Origin of the sequence: Enterobacter sp. Cy-643, assembly GCF_011752815.1 — a bacterium.
In the GTDB taxonomy this organism is placed as follows: Bacteria; Pseudomonadota; Gammaproteobacteria; order Enterobacterales; family Enterobacteriaceae; genus Cedecea.
Genome location: NZ_VWWV01000001.1, coordinates 522,203 through 538,026 on the forward strand (window position 1 = coordinate 522,203; position 15,824 = coordinate 538,026).

Annotated in this window: 13 protein-coding genes; 10 read left to right on the plus strand and 3 right to left on the minus strand. The window is 55.6% G+C overall.

Features of this window, described 5'->3' with window-relative positions; genetic code table 11:
- The first annotated feature begins 87 nt into the window (after positions 1-87).
- From F3J29_RS02450 to cirA, 4 genes are all read left to right on the plus strand, one after another.
- The gene (locus F3J29_RS02450) at positions 88-1,203 is read left to right on the plus strand and encodes an ABC transporter substrate-binding protein (protein ID WP_166864871.1); all 1,116 of its coding nucleotides are present in this window, start codon (positions 88-90) and stop codon (positions 1,201-1,203) included.
- Positions 1,204-1,218: 15 nt separating this feature from the next.
- Positions 1,219-2,295, plus strand: a complete 1,077-nt coding sequence (locus F3J29_RS02455; protein WP_008459946.1) for a FecCD family ABC transporter permease — start codon at positions 1,219-1,221, stop codon at positions 2,293-2,295.
- Complete coding sequence (locus tag F3J29_RS02460) at positions 2,292-3,080, plus strand: ABC transporter ATP-binding protein (protein WP_353620527.1); 789 nt, start codon at positions 2,292-2,294, stop codon at positions 3,078-3,080. The genes F3J29_RS02455 and F3J29_RS02460 overlap by 4 nt, the downstream gene beginning before the upstream one ends.
- 126 nt (positions 3,081-3,206) lie before the next feature.
- A complete protein-coding gene (cirA, locus tag F3J29_RS02465; protein ID WP_166862724.1) occupies positions 3,207-5,177 on the plus strand; it encodes a catecholate siderophore receptor CirA in 1,971 nt (656 codons plus the stop codon).
- Positions 5,178-5,846: 669 nt separating this feature from the next.
- Here cirA and fghA read toward each other — a convergent pair.
- On the minus strand, positions 5,847-6,683 hold the full coding sequence (fghA, locus tag F3J29_RS02470) for an S-formylglutathione hydrolase (protein ID WP_166862726.1): 837 nt from the start codon (positions 6,681-6,683) through the stop codon (positions 5,847-5,849).
- A gap of 238 nt (positions 6,684-6,921) precedes the next feature.
- Between fghA and folE the strand changes: the two genes are divergently transcribed.
- The 6 genes from folE to mglC all read left to right on the plus strand — a co-directional run bounded on the left by folE (position 6,922) and on the right by mglC (position 13,972).
- On the plus strand, positions 6,922-7,587 hold the full coding sequence (gene folE, locus F3J29_RS02475; protein WP_061277918.1) for a GTP cyclohydrolase I FolE: 666 nt from the start codon (positions 6,922-6,924) through the stop codon (positions 7,585-7,587).
- 18 nt (positions 7,588-7,605) lie between these two features.
- Complete coding sequence (gene yeiB, locus F3J29_RS02480; RefSeq protein WP_166862728.1) at positions 7,606-8,763, plus strand: DUF418 domain-containing protein YeiB; 1,158 nt, start codon at positions 7,606-7,608, stop codon at positions 8,761-8,763.
- Positions 8,764-8,885: 122 nt separating this feature from the next.
- Positions 8,886-9,941 carry an HTH-type transcriptional regulator GalS gene (gene galS, locus F3J29_RS02485; protein WP_166862731.1) on the plus strand — a complete coding sequence of 352 codons (1,056 nt, stop codon included), beginning with the start codon at positions 8,886-8,888 and terminating at the stop codon, positions 9,939-9,941.
- Between the two features lie 281 nt (positions 9,942-10,222).
- Positions 10,223-11,218, plus strand: coding sequence for a galactose/glucose ABC transporter substrate-binding protein MglB (mglB, locus tag F3J29_RS02490; RefSeq protein ID WP_008455250.1), 996 nt, complete (start codon positions 10,223-10,225; stop codon positions 11,216-11,218).
- A gap of 202 nt (positions 11,219-11,420) precedes the next feature.
- Positions 11,421-12,941: a galactose/methyl galactoside ABC transporter ATP-binding protein MglA gene (mglA, locus tag F3J29_RS02495; protein ID WP_166862733.1), complete on the plus strand. Its 1,521-nt coding sequence runs from the start codon at positions 11,421-11,423 to the stop codon at positions 12,939-12,941.
- Between the two features lie 20 nt (positions 12,942-12,961).
- Positions 12,962-13,972 (plus strand): galactose/methyl galactoside ABC transporter permease MglC, encoded by a 1,011-nt coding sequence (mglC, locus tag F3J29_RS02500; protein ID WP_008455248.1) that lies wholly within the window; start codon positions 12,962-12,964, stop codon positions 13,970-13,972.
- 69 nt (positions 13,973-14,041) lie between these two features.
- Here mglC and sanA read toward each other — a convergent pair whose 3' ends face one another.
- Together sanA and cdd are read right to left on the minus strand one after the other, a co-directional pair.
- On the minus strand, positions 14,042-14,761 hold the full coding sequence (gene sanA, locus F3J29_RS02505; protein ID WP_166862735.1) for an outer membrane permeability protein SanA: 720 nt from the start codon (positions 14,759-14,761) through the stop codon (positions 14,042-14,044).
- A gap of 131 nt (positions 14,762-14,892) precedes the next feature.
- Positions 14,893-15,780, minus strand: a complete 888-nt coding sequence (gene cdd, locus F3J29_RS02510) for a cytidine deaminase (protein ID WP_166862737.1) — start codon at positions 15,778-15,780, stop codon at positions 14,893-14,895.
- Positions 15,781-15,824 lie beyond the last annotated feature (44 nt).

Here is a 15,824-nt window from a genome sequence, read left to right on the forward strand (position 1 = left end):
AGAGAACAATTAAATTGATAACCATTATCATTTGCTTTATCGTTAACGCCATTCTTTAAGGAACGAAGGAGCGTTAGCGTGAAGCGTATGATTAAATTCAAGAATATTTGTCTGGCTCTGGCATTAACCGCCGCCGGTTTGCATTCTGCCCTGGCCGCCACGGTGACCGATATCGTCGGGCGTGAAGTCACCATCCCGCAGAAGGTTGACCGCATTTTGCTGGGGGAAGGGCGGCTGTTTTATGCCCTGGCGCTGCTGGAAGGGCAAAAGCCGATTGACCGTATCGTCGGCTGGCAGGGCGATTTCCGTAAGTTAGATACGCAGACTTACGCGGAATATAAAGCGAAATTCCCGAAAATTGATGATATTCCGCTGATTGGTAGTACCACCGCCGACAGCGTCAGCCCGGAAAAAGTGCTGACTTTGCATCCGGACGTGGCGATTTTTGGCCTCTCTGGCCACGGGCCAGGCCGCCACAGCGAGCTGGTTTCTCAGCTGGAGAAAGCGGGTGTTCCGGTGGTGTTTGTCGATTTTCGTACCTCGCCGCTGAAAAATACCTTGCCGAGCATGCGCGTGCTGGGCAAAGTGTTGCATCGCGAGAAACAGGCCGATGATTACATCGCCTTTTATGAAGCTAACCTGAAAAAAATTACCGACGTCACCGGCAAGATGGCGGAAAAAGAGAAGCCATCGGTGTTTATCGAACTGCGTGCGGCGGCAATGGAAGAGTGCTGCGGTTCGGCGGGCAAAGGTAACATGGGCGACTTCATCGACCTGGCGGGCGGCACGAATATTGCCAAAAACCTGCTGCCGGGCGCGCTGGGCACGGTGAACCTGGAGAAAGTGCTTGCCGCCGATCCGCAGGTTTATATCGCCAGCGGCGGTAAAGCGCCTGGCTCAACCTCTCCGGGCGTAGTGCTTGGCGCTCAGGCTACTCAAGCCGAAGCGCAGGCCAGCCTGAAGAGCGTGCTGGAGCGTAAAGGCATTGACCAGCTAACGGCGGTCAAAGAAGGGCGCGCCTATGGCGTATGGCATAATTTCTACAATTCGCCGTACAACATTCTCGCGATTCAGGCGATGGCGACCTGGTTCCATCCGCAGCAGTTTGCTGAGGTGAACCCGGAACAGACAATGCAGCAACTTTATAAACAGTTCCTGGCGGTCGAGCCTACGGGAACGTACTGGACCGATCTTAAGAAGTAACGAAGGTAAGACTTAATGAGTGCCACCACCGATCCAATGCCAAACGAGGCGCAGCCTGCCACCATTATGGGGCGCTACCAGCAGGTGCTACGCCACCGCTATTTGCTGATGGGGGCGTTGGTCATTGCGATTTTCGCCTCGCTGCTGCTGGACTTTACCCTTGGCCCTTCCGGGCTGCCGCTGGATACGCTGTGGCAGACTCTGATTGACCCGGCCAGCGCTAACGCCGGCACTCGGGTGATCGTGTGGGACATTCGTCTGCCTTATGCGCTGATGGCGCTGCTGGTCGGCATGGCGCTGGGCCTGGCGGGGGCGGAGATGCAAACCATCCTCAATAACCCGCTGGCCAGCCCGTTTACCCTTGGCGTTTCCTCCGCCGCGGCATTTGGTGCCGCGCTGGCAATTATCCTCGGCATCGGTATTCCTGGGGTGCCCGATCAGTGGTTTATCTCTGCTAACGCCTTCGTCTTTGCGCTGTTTGCCGCGCTGATGCTGGACGCCATTACCCGCTGGACCCGCGTGGCGAGTTCCGGCGTGGTGCTGTTTGGTATCGCGCTGGTGTTCACCTTTAACGCCCTTGTGTCGATGCTGCAGTTTATCGCCAGCGAAGACACCCTGCAGGGGCTGGTGTTCTGGACGATGGGCAGTCTGGCGCGCGCTTCCTGGGACAAGCTCGGCGTGCTGCTGCTGGCCTTCGCCATCATCATGCCGATTTCTATGCTGAGTTCCTGGAAGCTGACCGCGCTGCGCTTAGGCGAAGATCGCGCCGTCAGTTTTGGCATTGACGTAAAGCGTCTGCGTTTAGGTACGTTGCTGCGCATCAGTATTTTGTCCGCGCTGTCCGTGGCGTTTGTCGGCCCCATCGGCTTTATCGGCCTGGTGGCACCGCACATCGCCCGTATGCTGTTTGGCGAAGATCATCGTTTCTATCTCCCGGGCAGCGTACTGGTCGGTGCTTTGGTGCTTTCGCTGGCGTCGGTCGCCTCTAAAAACATTATCCCTGGCGTCATTATTCCGGTGGGGATTGTCACCTCGCTGGTGGGCGTGCCGTTCTTCCTGAGTATTATTTTGCGCCATAAGGGGAACGTGTGATGCAGGGCTTAAAGATTGATGCATTCAACGCCGGTTACCCGAAGCGTAAAATCATCGAAGACCTCAGCGTACCAACGCTGCCGCGCGGCAAAATCACCGTGCTGCTGGGGCCGAACGGCTGCGGTAAATCCACTTTGCTGCGCTCGCTGGCGGGCCTGAACCGTGCCGAAGGGCAGCTGTATCTCGACGGTGAAGACCTGATGGCTTTGCCATTCGCCAAACGCGCCGAGAAAGTGGTTTATCTGCCTCAGTCGCTGCCGCAGGGCGTCCATCTCCACGTGCTGGAGTCCATTATCGTGGCCCAGCGCGCGTCCGGTGGCCGTCACAGCGCCGAAAGCGAGGCGCAGGTCATGGAACTGCTGAAACAGTTGGGGATCTCGCACCTGGCGTTGAGCTACCTGGATCAGCTTTCCGGCGGTCAAAAACAGCTGGTGGGTCTCGCGCAGTCTTTGATTCGCCGCCCGTCCCTGCTGCTGCTTGATGAACCGCTGAGCGCGCTGGATTTGAATTATCAGTTCCACGTCATGGATCTGGTCGCCCGCGAAACCCGCGAGCGAAATATCGTCACCGTTGTCGTGGTGCACGACATCAATATTGCTTTACGCCATAGCGAGCATGTCCTCATGCTGCGCGACGGCAAACTGGTTGCCAGCGGCGAGCCGGAGGCAGTGATTACTCCGCGCAGCCTGGCCCAGGTTTACGGTGTGAAGGGGCGCATTGAACGCTGTTCACAGGGTGTTGCCCAGGTGCTTATCGATGGCCTGGTGGAAACGCCCACCGTATAACAACGCATTTCAGGAATACTAAGGAACACAGTATGCAGCCGGCGGCCAATGTAGCCGCTGGCGCATAGTGCAATGTGAGCGCTAAACGGTTGTTTCGTTTGTAATTCACCTCATGGAGAGAAAGAAATGTTAAGGTTGAATCCCATTGTCCGGGGAGGACTTTGCGCATCTGTACTCGGTCTGGCTTTCCCCGTCATCGCCGACGATCGCGAAGAAACCCTCGTTGTCACCGCGTCTGCCACCGAACAAAACCTCAAAGATGCGCCCGCCAGCATCAGCGTCATCACCCGGGACGAACTGCAAAAAAAACCGGTTAACAACCTGAAGGATGTGCTGCAGAACGTGCCCGGCGTCCAGTTGACCAACGAAGGGGATAACCGCCGGGGCGTCAGCCTGCGCGGCCTGGACAGCAGCTACACTCTGATTCTGGTGGACGGCAAACGAGTCAACTCCCGCAATGCGGTATTCCGCCATAACGACTTTGACCTGAACTGGATCCCCGCGGATGCCATTGAGCGCATCGAAGTGGTGCGCGGGCCGATGTCCTCCCTTTATGGTTCTGATGCCCTTGGCGGCGTGGTGAACATTATCACCCGCAAAGTCGGCAAAACCTGGCACGGCACCTTCACCGTAGATTCCACGGTGCAAGAACACCGCGATCGCGGCGACACCTGGAACGGCAACTTCTTTACCAGCGGCCCGCTGATTGACGACGTGCTGGGCGTAAAAGTCTATGGCAGCCTGGGCAAGCGCCAGAAGGACGGTCAACAGGCGTCAACGACCAACGCCAGCGGCCTGACGCCGCAGATTGAAGGTTTCACTTCTCGCAATGCCAGCACCGAGTTTGCCTGGACGCCGGCTGAAAATCAGGATGTCACCGTAGGCTACGGCTTTGACCGCCAGGACAGGGAATCTGACTCGCTGGATAAGAATCGCATCGAACGTCAGGATTATTCCCTCGGCCATAACGGGCGCTGGGGCTTCGGTAACACCGAACTGCGTTTCTACGGCGATAAAATTGATAACCTGAATCCGGGCAACAGCGGGGCGATCACTTCGCGCAACAACAGCCTCGACGGCAAGCTGGTGCTGCCGCTCAGCGACATCAATCAGTTCCTGACCTTTGGCGGGGAGTGGCGGCACGACAAGCTGAGCGATCCGGTGAATATTACCGGCGGTAATAGCTCGAAAACGTCAGCCAGCCAGTACGCCCTGTTTATTGAAGACGAATGGCGCATCTTCGAGCCGCTGGCGCTGACCACCGGCATTCGTATGGATGACCATGAAACCTACGGCGACCACTGGAGCCCGCGGGCCTATCTCGTTTATAACGCGACCGATACCGTCACCGTCAAAGGTGGCTGGGCCACGGCCTTCAAAGCGCCTTCTCTGCTGCAGCTTAGCCCGGACTGGACCAGTAAATCCTGCCGTGGCGCCTGCCAGATTGTCGGCAGCCCTGACCTGAAGCCGGAAACCAGCGAAAGCTTTGAGCTGGGCCTGTACTACGCCGGGGATGAGGGCATTCTGGACGGCGTGAGCGGCAGCGTGACCGCTTTCCAGAACAACGTTGAGGATATGATTGATATTCAGCGTACCGCGAACCGTAGTGTGGCACCGTCTTACTCAAACTTTGTGGGCTTTGATAAGAGCGGTAACCCGATCTTCCGCTATTACAACGTGAACAAAGCGCGCATCCGCGGCGTAGAAACCGAGCTAAAAATACCGTTTAACGACCAGTGGAAGCTGTCGCTGAACTACACCTATAACGACGGACGCGATCTGAGCAACGGCGGCAATAAACCGCTGCAGCAGCAGTCGTTCCACACCGCCAACGGCACCGTTGACTGGGCGCCGCTGGAAGACTGGTCGTTCTATGTGTCGGCGAACTACACCGGCAAGCAGCGTGCGGTATCCGCGACGGATAAAACGCCCGGCGGCTACATCGTGTGGAACACCGGCGGAGCCTGGAAAGCGACTAAGAACGTGAAGGTGCGGGCAGGGGTTCTGAACCTCGGCGACAAAGACTTGAATCGTGATATCTACAGCTATAACGAAGACGGTCGTCGTTACTTTATGGCGCTGGATTATAGTTTCTAAGCGGGAGATAGCTTTGTCTGCTCTTTCAAAAGAGCCGATCGAAGTTCCGTTCACTTCCAGCTCTGTTTTATATGTTATCACAGAGACCGTGAACGACTCGGGGGAGCCACCGTCGCTCCCCCGAGACCCCGGACTCCCGGCGAAATAAATCGACCGCTGAAGCGGCAGACCTCCGTTTTATCTCCCAGTCCTGGGTCGGCTGAGATGCGTTCCCGACGCTCTCAGCCTCCGGCCGTTCCCGACGCCCGGACCCTGGCCAGTCGGAGAGAAAACGGAGGCGATTTAAGCCGGAACAGTGCCTCGCTTTATACCCGCAGCCACACGGAACGTTAACGTTGCGGCAAGTCTCACAGCCACGCCCTTGTCCCCGGCTCTCATCGCCCCCGGTGATGACCCAACTCAGGCGGGGTTGAGCTGTCGGGAACAGCGAAAGAGAGCGATCGTCGGGAACGCATCGCGAACGACCCCGAATGTTTGGGTGATAGCCGGTGGGTTTACCGCTTCAGCGGCGATGCGCTCGCCGGGCGCCAGGGTTGTCAGGGAGATGGCGTTATCTCCCTGACACGTTCACCGTGCTCTGAACGTGCAGGGAAAATCGATCTATGGGTGAACGGAAAATAGCGGAGTAACAGATTACTCATCATTAAAATTAAGGGGAGAGGGTACTCCCTATCCCCGCAAATACTCCGCGTGAAAACGCAAATGATCCTCTACAAACGTCGCAATGAAATAGTAACTATGGTCGCAGCCCGGCTGAATGCGCAGCGTCAGCGGCCAGCCCTTTTCCAGCGCGACTTTTTCAAACTCTTCTGGTCTTAGCTGGTCGGCGAGGAACTGATCGTCATCTCCCTGATCGATAAGCGTCGGTAACTGCGCCGACGGCAATGCTTTACCCAGCAGGCAGCAGCTGTCCCACTCTTGCCACAACGATTCATCTTCACCCAAATAGGCTCTGAAGGCTTTTTGCCCCCACGGCACGCGGGTTGGATTAACGATGGGTGCAAAAGCTGATACCGAGCGGAAGCGTCCTGGGTTTTTCAGCGCCATGATCAACGCGCCGTGCCCGCCCATCGAGTGGCCGAAGATTGACGCTTTTTCGCTGACGCTAAAGTTATCCGCAATCAGCTGCGGCAACTCATCGCGCAGGTAATCGTACATGCGGAAGTGCGTGGCCCACGGCTGCTGCGTCGCATTGAGATAAAAGCCTGCGCCCTGGCCCAGATCGTAGCCCGCGTCGTTAGGGACTGCTTCTCCCCTCGGGCTGGTGTCCGGCATGACCAACACAATGCCAAGCTCTGCTGCAACGCGCTGCGCGCCCGCTTTGGTCGTGAAGTTTTCATCGTTACAGGTTAGCCCTGAAAGCCAGTAAACCACCGGCGGTGGCGTAGCGCTTGCCGGCGGTGGGAGAAAAATACTGAACGTCATTGGGCAGTTAAGCACGGTGGACGCGTGGCGCCAGCGCTGCTGCCAGCCTTCGAAACATCGGTGTTCTTCCAGTAATTCCATCCAGAGGATCCTTATCTATTTTCAAGACTTATGAACAACTTTCACTTCACCTGAGTCTAGCCATCCCGCATTATGGCCGCAACGGTATTGTTCTCGCCCGCTCAGGCAATGAACGGTATTTTCGATTTCAATAATTATGCCCGGCACTACTGGATTCTAAGCACGTGCTGCCGCACAATAAGCGGACACTTTGCCCCATGAAGGGCAGAGGTCAGCCACACCTGCAGGAGAAAACAGCATGTCATCACTCTCAAAAGAAGCCGCCCTGGTTCATGAGGCGCTGCTTGCGCGCGGTCTGGAAACGCCGCTGCGTCCGCCGTTACGTGAACTGGATAATGAAACCCGTAAAAGCCAGATTGCCGCCCATATGACGGAAATCATGCAGCTGCTTAATCTCGATTTGAGTGACGACAGCCTGATGGAAACCCCGCATCGCATCGCCAAAATGTATGTCGATGAGATTTTCTCCGGCCTGGATTACGCCAATTTCCCGAAAATCACCGTCATTGAAAACAAAATGAAGGTGGATGAAATGGTCACCGTGCGTGATATCACCCTGACCAGCACCTGTGAACATCACTTCGTGACTATCGACGGTAAAGCCACCGTGGCGTATATCCCGAAAGATACCGTCATTGGCCTGTCCAAGATTAACCGCATCGTGCAGTTCTTTGCCCAGCGCCCGCAGGTTCAGGAACGTCTGACCCAGCAGATTCTGATTGCGCTGCAAACGCTGCTGGGCACCAATAACGTCGCGGTGTCGATTGATGCGGTGCATTACTGCGTGAAAGCGCGTGGGGTAAAAGACGCCACCAGCGCGACCACCACCACCTCGCTCGGCGGCCTGTTTAAGTCCAGCCAGAATACGCGTCAGGAGTTCCTGCGCGCAGTACGCCACAATTAATTCCCCAGGCAGGTATCCGTGGAGAGAAATGTCACCCTGGACTTCGTCCGCGGTACCGCCATTCTGGGCATTCTGCTGCTCAATATTGTCGCCTTTGGCCTGCCGAAGGCGGCTTATCTCAATCCGGCCTGGTATGGCGAGATAACCTCCCGCGACGCCTGGACCTGGGCGGGGATGGATCTGTTTGCCGAAGTTAAATTCCTCACGCTTTTTGCGCTCCTGTTTGGGGCGGGCCTGCAAATGCTGCTGGCTCGCGGCTCACGCTGGATCCAGTCGCGGCTGACGCTGCTTGTGTTACTGGGTTTTATGCATGCGTTGCTGCTGTGGGACGGCGACATCCTGCTGGCTTACGGCCTGACCGGGCTAGTGTGCTGGCGGTTGATTCGTGACGCCACGGGGCAAAAGCAGCTGTTTAATACCGGCGTCGTGCTGTACCTCATCGGCATCGGCGTGCTGTTGCTGCTGGGCGTGATTTCAGGTGACGGCGTTAACCGCTCCTGGGTACCGGATGCCGCCAACCTGCAATATGAGCGGTGGTGGAAGCTTGGTGGCGGCGTGGAAGCTATCAGTAACCGCGCCGATTTACTCTCTTCGAACCTGGTGGCGCTGGGCGCGCAATACGGCTGGCAGCTGGCAGGCATGATGCTGATTGGTGCGGCACTGATGCGCAGCGGCTGGCTGAAAGGGGAGTTTAGCCTGAAGCATTACCGGCGAACCGGCGGCATTTTGATCGCCCTCGGCATGGCCATTAATCTGCCGGCAATTTTGGCCCAGTGGCACCTGAAGTGGGATTACCGCTGGTGTGCGTTGCTGTTACAGGCCCCACGTGAGCTGAGCGCGCCGTTTCAGGCTATTGGCTATGCCGCGCTGGCCTGGGGCTTTTGGCCGCAGCTGTCCCGCTTCCGGCTGGTGGGCTGGATTGCCTGCGTCGGTCGCATGGCGCTGACCAATTACCTGCTGCAAACAATTCTCTGCACAACCTTGTTCTATCGCTTTGGTTTATATATGAAATTTGACCGTCTCTCGCTGCTGGCTTTTGTGCCTGCGGTATGGGCGGTGAACATTCTGCTGTCGGTATTCTGGCTGCGCTATTTCCGCCAGGGGCCGGTGGAGTGGCTGTGGCGGCAGCTAACCGCCCGCGCTTCAGGGAATGCCTTACGCAAAGCACAGAGATAATGATATTCGTCACAAAGGTTAACGAATTGTATGTAACCGCTTTCATCACTGTGATCGACTTCACGCCGGACGCCCCCCCACTCACCGCAAAATAGCCACCTTGCCTAAAACAGGGTGCACCTATGAGACCGACTCCCCCAACGCCGATTACCATTCGTGACGTTGCCCGTATCGCCGGGGTTTCAGTAGCGACAGTATCCCGAGTATTAAATAACAGCGTGCTGGTCAGCCCGGAAACGCGCGAAAACGTCATGCAGGCGGTTGCTGAGCTGGGCTACCGTCCAAACGCCAATGCGCAGGCGCTGGCCACTCAGGTGAGCGACACCATCGGCGTGGTCGTGATGGACGTCTCCGATCCTTTCTTCGGGGCGTTGGTCAAAGCCGTGGATGTCGTTGCCCAGCAGCACAATAAATATTTGCTGATCGGTAACAGTTACCACCAGGAAGACAAAGAGCGGCATGCCATTGAGGTGCTGATCCGTCAGCGCTGCAGCGCGCTGATTGTGCACGCCAAGGCGCTCAGCGACGAAGAGCTGGCTACTTTTCTGGAACAGGTTCCCGGCATGGTGCTGATCAATCGCCTGGTGCCCGGCTACGCCCACCGCTGTGTTTGCCTGGATAACGTCAGCGGGGCGGTGATGGCCACGCGGATGCTGCTTAACCAGGGCCATTCGCGTATCGGCTATTTGGCTTCCAGCCATCAGATCGAAGACAACGACCAGCGGCATCAGGGCTGGCTGCAGGCGCTGGCGGAGCAGGGGATCGTGCCGCCGGAGGGCTGGGTCGGTATGGGCTCGCCGGATATGCAGGGCGGAGAAGCCGCAATGGTTGAGCTGCTGGGCCGTAACCTGCAGCTTAGCGCGGTCTTTTCCTATAACGACAGTATGGCCGCCGGCGCGCTAACGGCGCTGAAAGACAACGGCATTGCCGTGCCGCAGCATGTATCCATCATCGGCTTCGACGATATTCCTATTGCCCGTTATACCGACCCGCAGCTAACAACCGTGCGCTATCCGGTGGTGTCTATGGCGCGTTTAGCGACCGAACTGGCGTTACAGGGGGCCGCCGGCCAGCTGGATCGTGATGTAACGCACTGTTTTATGCCGACTTTAGTTCGCCGTCACTCGGTGGCGATGAAGCAAAATGTGGCGTCGATCACTCCGCTGCCAAAGAGTTAGATGTAACCGGTTTCAATCTGTGAGTAAATTCACAGTTAATTAACATTGTGCTGTCTATTATGTCAGCGTTTTATCAGCTGAAACACTATGTAACGGTGACTACTCACTTTTAGCATCGTGATAAAGCCATAAGCTCTCATAAAAACGCAGTATTGGATTGTTACCGAACACGGAAGTGCAATTTTTTTAGGATAACTTCGGCATTCAGTAACTTTTTTAACCTTACTGTCCTGCCTGGTTTCGAACGTGAACTACCCTGCAAAATAAAAACCGGAGATACCATGAATAAGAAGGTTTTGACCCTGTCCGCCGTGATGTCCTGCATGCTGTTTGGTGCCGCAGCGAACGCCGCTGACCGTATTGGTGTGACCATTTATAAATACGACGACAACTTCATGTCAGTGGTTCGTAAGGCCATCGAGAAAGATGCTAAAGCGTCGCCAGACGTACAGCTGCTGATGAACGACTCCCAGAACGACCAGTCTAAACAGAACGATCAGATCGACGTGCTGCTGGCAAAAGGCGTTAAAGCGCTGGCCATCAACCTGGTTGACCCGGCCGCAGCGGGCACCGTTATCGAAAAAGCGCGCGCGCAAAACGTGCCGGTGGTGTTCTTCAACAAAGAACCTTCCCGCAAAGCGCTGGATAGCTACGACAAAGCTTACTACGTCGGGACCGACTCCAAAGAGTCCGGTATCATCCAGGGCGACCTGATTGCTAAACACTGGGCGGCTAACCCGGCCTGGGACCTGAACAAAGACGGCCAGATCCAGTTCGTGCTGCTGAAAGGCGAACCGGGCCACCCGGATGCCGAAGCGCGTACCACCTACGTTATCAAAGAGCTGAACGACAAAGGTCTGAAAACTCAGCAGCTGCAGCTGGATACCGCGATGTGGGATACCGCTCAGGCTAAAGACAAAATGGACGCCTGGCTCTCTGGCCCGAATGCTAACAAAATCGAAGTGGTTATCGCCAACAACGATGCGATGGCAATGGGTGCGGTAGAAGCGCTGAAAGCCCACAACAAATCCTCTATTCCAGTGTTTGGCGTAGATGCCCTGCCGGAAGCCCTGGCGCTGGTGAAATCCGGTGCGATGGCCGGTACCGTGCTGAACGACGCCAACAACCAGGCAAAAGCGACCTTTGATCTGGCGAAAAACCTGGCCGACGGTAAACCTGCCGCCGAAGGCACTAACTGGAAAATTGAGAACAAAATCGTACGCGTACCTTACGTAGGCGTGGATAAAGATAATCTCGCACAGTTCATCGGCAAATAAATACCCGTCATACTTCGAGCCGCAGGGCGTGAACTGCACTCGCTCACCCCAGTTGCTTACTTGATGTAAGCGTCTGGGGATCCTCGAGCTTGTTGCCTGCCTGCAACTCGAATTATTTAGGGTATAACGTTTTCTTGTTGTACACGGGCGCAGATACCTGCGCCCGGCTTCAGGCAGGTTACTCAGCGACACAGGTATAATTATGGTCGACAATAACTCAGCTACGCCGACGGAGTTTTTGCTGGAAATGACCGGCATTAATAAATCCTTCCCCGGCGTTAAGGCACTGGATAATGTTAATTTAAAAGTGCGGCCACACTCTATTCACGCCCTGATGGGTGAAAACGGTGCGGGCAAATCGACATTATTGAAATGCCTTTTTGGGATCTACAGCAAAGATTCCGGCAGTATTCTTTTCCAGGGAAAAGAGGTGAATTTCAGCAGCACGAAAGAGGCGCTGGAAAACGGTATTTCTATGGTGCATCAGGAGCTTAACTTGGTTCTGCAGCGCACCGTGATGGACAACATGTGGCTTGGGCGCTACCCGACCAAAGGCGTGTTTGTCGATCAGGATAAAATGTACCGCGACACCAAAGAGATATTTGATGAGCTGGATATTGATATCGACCCGCGAGCGCGCGTCGGTACGCTGTCCGTTTCCCAAATGCAGATGATTGAAATCGCCAAGGCTTTTTCCTATAACGCCAAAATCGTTATTATGGATGAGCCAACGTCGTCCCTGACGGAAAAAGAAGTTAATCATCTCTTTAAAATTATTCGCAAATTAAAAGATCGCGGCTGCGGAATAGTTTATATCTCCCATAAAATGGAAGAAATATTCCAGCTGTGCGATGAAATTACGATTTTGCGCGACGGGCAGTGGATTGCCACCCAGCCGCTGGAAGGGCTGGATATGGACAAAATCATCGCCATGATGGTGGGGCGTTCCCTGAACCAGCGCTTCCCGGACAAATCTAACGTGCCGGGCGAAGTTATCCTCGAAGTACGCAACCTGACCTCGCTGCGCCAGCCTTCTATTCGCGATATCTCCTTTGATCTACATAAAGGGGAAATCCTCGGCATTGCGGGCCTTGTCGGCGCGAAGCGTACCGACATTGTGGAAACGCTGTTTGGTATTCGCGAGAAGTCTGGCGGAACCATTACGCTACACGGCAAAAAGATTAATAACAGCAGCGCGAACGAAGCGATCAATCACGGTTTTGCGCTGGTGACCGAAGAGCGCCGCTCGACCGGGATCTACGCTTACCTGGACATCGGTTTTAACTCACTCATTTCCAATATTCGTAACTACAAAAACAAAGTCGGTCTGCTGGATAACACGCGTATGAAAAGCGATACCCAGTGGGTTATCGACTCCATGCGCGTGAAAACGCCGGGGCACCGTACCTCTATCGGCTCGCTGTCCGGCGGCAACCAGCAAAAAGTCATCATTGGCCGCTGGCTGCTCACTCAACCGGAAATCCTGATGCTGGATGAGCCGACGCGCGGCATTGACGTTGGCGCTAAGTTTGAGATTTATCAGCTGATTGCCGAACTGGCCAAAAAAGGAAAAGGGATCATTATCATTTCGTCCGAGATGCCGGAATTGTTAGGGATTACAGACCGTATTCTGGTGATGAGCAACGGGCTCGTGGCCGGAATTGTAGACACCAAAACAACAACGCAGAACGAAATCCTCCGTCTTGCGTCTGTGCACCTGTGATGATTTAGGGGCTATTAAAAATGAGTGCGTTAAATAAGAAGAGTTTTCTAACTTATCTCAAAGAGGGCGGCATCTACGTGGTGCTGCTGGTGCTGCTGGCAATCATTATTTTCCAGGATCCGACTTTCTTGAGTTTGCTTAACCTGAGTAACATCCTGACCCAGTCCTCGGTGCGCATTATAATCGCGCTGGGCGTGGCCGGGTTGATTGTCACTCAGGGGACTGACCTTTCCGCCGGGCGCCAGGTTGGGCTGGCGGCGGTTGTGGCGGCGACGCTTTTGCAATCGATGGATAACGTCAACAAGGTGTTCCCGGACATGCACACCATGCCGATTCCGCTGGTGCTGCTGATAGTCTGTGCCGTGGGCGCGGTCATTGGTCTGGTGAACGGCATTATTATTGCCTACCTGAACGTGACGCCGTTTATCACCACCCTGGGAACCATGATCATCGTGTACGGGATTAACTCCCTGTACTACGACTTCGTAGGCGCGTCGCCGATTTCCGGTTTTGACTCACACTTCTCTACCTTCACGCAGGGCTTTATCGCGCTGGGCAGCTTCCGCCTGTCGTACATCACGTTCTACGCCCTGTTTGCGGTGCTGTTCGTCTGGGTGCTGTGGAACAAAACCCGCTTCGGCAAAAACATCTTCGCTATCGGCGGCAACCCGGAAGCGGCGAAAGTATCCGGCGTTAACGTGGCGCTGAACCTGATCATGATTTATGCCCTGTCCGGCGTGTTCTATGCCTTTGGCGGGATGCTGGAAGCAGGCCGTATCGGCTCGGCCACCAACAACCTCGGCTTTATGTACGAACTGGATGCGATTGCGGCGTGCGTGGTGGGCGGCGTGTCATTCAGCGGCGGGGTGGGGACGGTTGTCGGCGTGGTCACCGGGGTAATTATCTTCACGGTGATCAACTACGGCCTGACCTATATCGGCGTGAACCCTTACTGGCAGTACATCATCAAGGGCGGCATTATTATCTTCGCCGTGGCGCTCGACTCCCTGAAGTACGCGCGCAAGAAATAACCTCCGCAGTTTGCAAAAAAGCCCGCCAGACAGTGTGCGGGCTTTTTTTTGCTCAGCAAAAAGCAGATATCACTTCTTCTCTTTTCTCTGAATCTCTAACAGCTGTTCCGGCGTGACGGCCGGATAGGCCTGCGCGTTCTCCGGGACTTCCTGCTGTGATGGAATAGGGACTAACGGGCCAAGGAAACGTGGCTCGCGCTTGAAGAGATAGAGATCGGCTAATGCGCCCAGGCGAGCGGCAAATTCTCGGGTACGCACGGTCAGCATATTTTTGGGGGAAGGTACCGCGTAGCACTGCGCCTGAATGCCCATATGCAGGGCGATGAACAGCGCACGCTCGCAGTGGAAGCGTTGGGTGATAATGATGAAATCGTTGGTATCAAAGACTTTACGGGTGCGGACAATGGAATCCAGCGTGCGGAAGCCTGCATAGTCCAGCACGATATCTGCCGGATCAACCCCGCCGGCGATCAGGTCTTTGCGCATGGTCATCGGCTCGTTGTAGCTTTGCTGCGCGTTATCGCCGCTCAGCAGCAGATAGTTGACCTTGCCGCTGTTATAGGCGTTCAGCGCGCCCTGAATGCGGTACAGATAATACTGATTGATGACGCCGGTGCGGTAATATTTGGCGGTGCCGAGCACCACACCCACCTGTCGGTAAGGTAAGTCTTGCAGTTCATCGTAGACGTAGGGCGCTGTTTTCCAGCTGATCCAGCGATCGAGCCCGAGCGCTGCTGCCAGCATTAAGCCGATAACAATAAGCAGGCTGTAAAACACGCGCTTCAACATGAACTTGCAGACTCATTCGCGGGGTGAAATTTTATCCAAGGCTACTTTACCCGGCCCTCAAGAGCAAGAAACGCGGGTTCAGTTGGGGCAAATTTCAACAATGCGAGTGTGGGTACACCCGCAACGGAGAATTATTGAGCAATGTTAACGCGCTCAACGGCTTCACAGCCCAGCGCTTTCAGCGTGGCGGAGGTGGCATCCCACTGCAGCAGCGGCGCATTGAATTTTTCTGCCAGCACGGCGCGTTTAATCTGCGGATAGTCGTAGCCATTCAGAGAAAGCAGGTTCAGCGCGGCCTGCAGCGGCGGCAGGGAAGGATTGAACGCGGCGTTTTCCGCATAGCAGCCGGTGAAGATTTTCCCGTCGAGCATTTCCAGCGCAACGCCTGCCGGGGCTTTGCTGTAGGGCGCGTGGCTGCGGTTAGCGGCAGCAATTGCCGCCTGTGTCAGGGCATCCCCCTGCAACGCGAAGCCATGATTCTCTTCGTCCAGCAGCAGCGTTTTGATCTCCAGGTCGCGTGGGCCAAAGGCATCTGGCAGATATTCGCCCAGAGTGGAAGGCTTGCGGCCAGGCAAATGAATGCGCAGCGCGGTGCCGCTGTTCAGTTCATTCATAAACTGACGGCAGTGGCCGCAGGGAGTGTAGTTGACCGTGATATCAACCAGACCCTTTTCGCCGCGCATCCACGCGTGGGTAATGGCGCTTTGTTCGGCGTGCACGGTTTGCTGCATGGTGGCACCCAGAAACTCCATGTTACCGCCAAAATAGAGGTTCCCGCTGACGCCTCGCGCGACGGCGCCGACGTTAAAATGAGAGAGGTCTGCGCGGGCGCAGGCGGCGGCCAGCGGCAGCAGAGCGAAAGCCAGGTCTTCATCACCCAGCCCGGTTTGATGTTGGAGCGCTTCAACTTCGGCTGCGGTAAACATCGCCGGGAAGTGGTCGTCTGCAAGCAGGGGCTGCAAAGCGGTTTGCAGTGCGGAAGGAAGTTGCACAACGGCGGCATCAAAACGTGAACGCATGTTAAAGCCTCATCAAAGGTAACGGAAACGTAGTTTACGGATCT

Bases quoted from the DNA above. Each gene is read 5' to 3' on its own strand.
- galS (WP_166862731.1), top strand. From the start codon at position 8,886: ATGAGACCGACTCCCCCAACGCCGATTACCATTCGTGACGTTGCCCGT.
- mglA (WP_166862733.1), top strand. From the start codon at position 11,421: ATGGTCGACAATAACTCAGCTACGCCGACGGAGTTTTTGCTGGAAATG.
- cirA (WP_166862724.1), top strand. From the start codon at position 3,207: ATGTTAAGGTTGAATCCCATTGTCCGGGGAGGACTTTGCGCATCTGTA.
- F3J29_RS02450 (WP_166864871.1), top strand. From the start codon at position 88: ATGATTAAATTCAAGAATATTTGTCTGGCTCTGGCATTAACCGCCGCC.
- cdd (WP_166862737.1), bottom strand. From the start codon at position 15,780: ATGCGTTCACGTTTTGATGCCGCCGTTGTGCAACTTCCTTCCGCACTG.
- fghA (WP_166862726.1), bottom strand. From the start codon at position 6,683: ATGGAATTACTGGAAGAACACCGATGTTTCGAAGGCTGGCAGCAGCGC.
- mglB (WP_008455250.1), top strand. From the start codon at position 10,223: ATGAATAAGAAGGTTTTGACCCTGTCCGCCGTGATGTCCTGCATGCTG.
- folE (WP_061277918.1), top strand. From the start codon at position 6,922: ATGTCATCACTCTCAAAAGAAGCCGCCCTGGTTCATGAGGCGCTGCTT.
- F3J29_RS02455 (WP_008459946.1), top strand. From the start codon at position 1,219: ATGAGTGCCACCACCGATCCAATGCCAAACGAGGCGCAGCCTGCCACC.
- sanA (WP_166862735.1), bottom strand. From the start codon at position 14,761: ATGTTGAAGCGCGTGTTTTACAGCCTGCTTATTGTTATCGGCTTAATG.
- mglC (WP_008455248.1), top strand. From the start codon at position 12,962: ATGAGTGCGTTAAATAAGAAGAGTTTTCTAACTTATCTCAAAGAGGGC.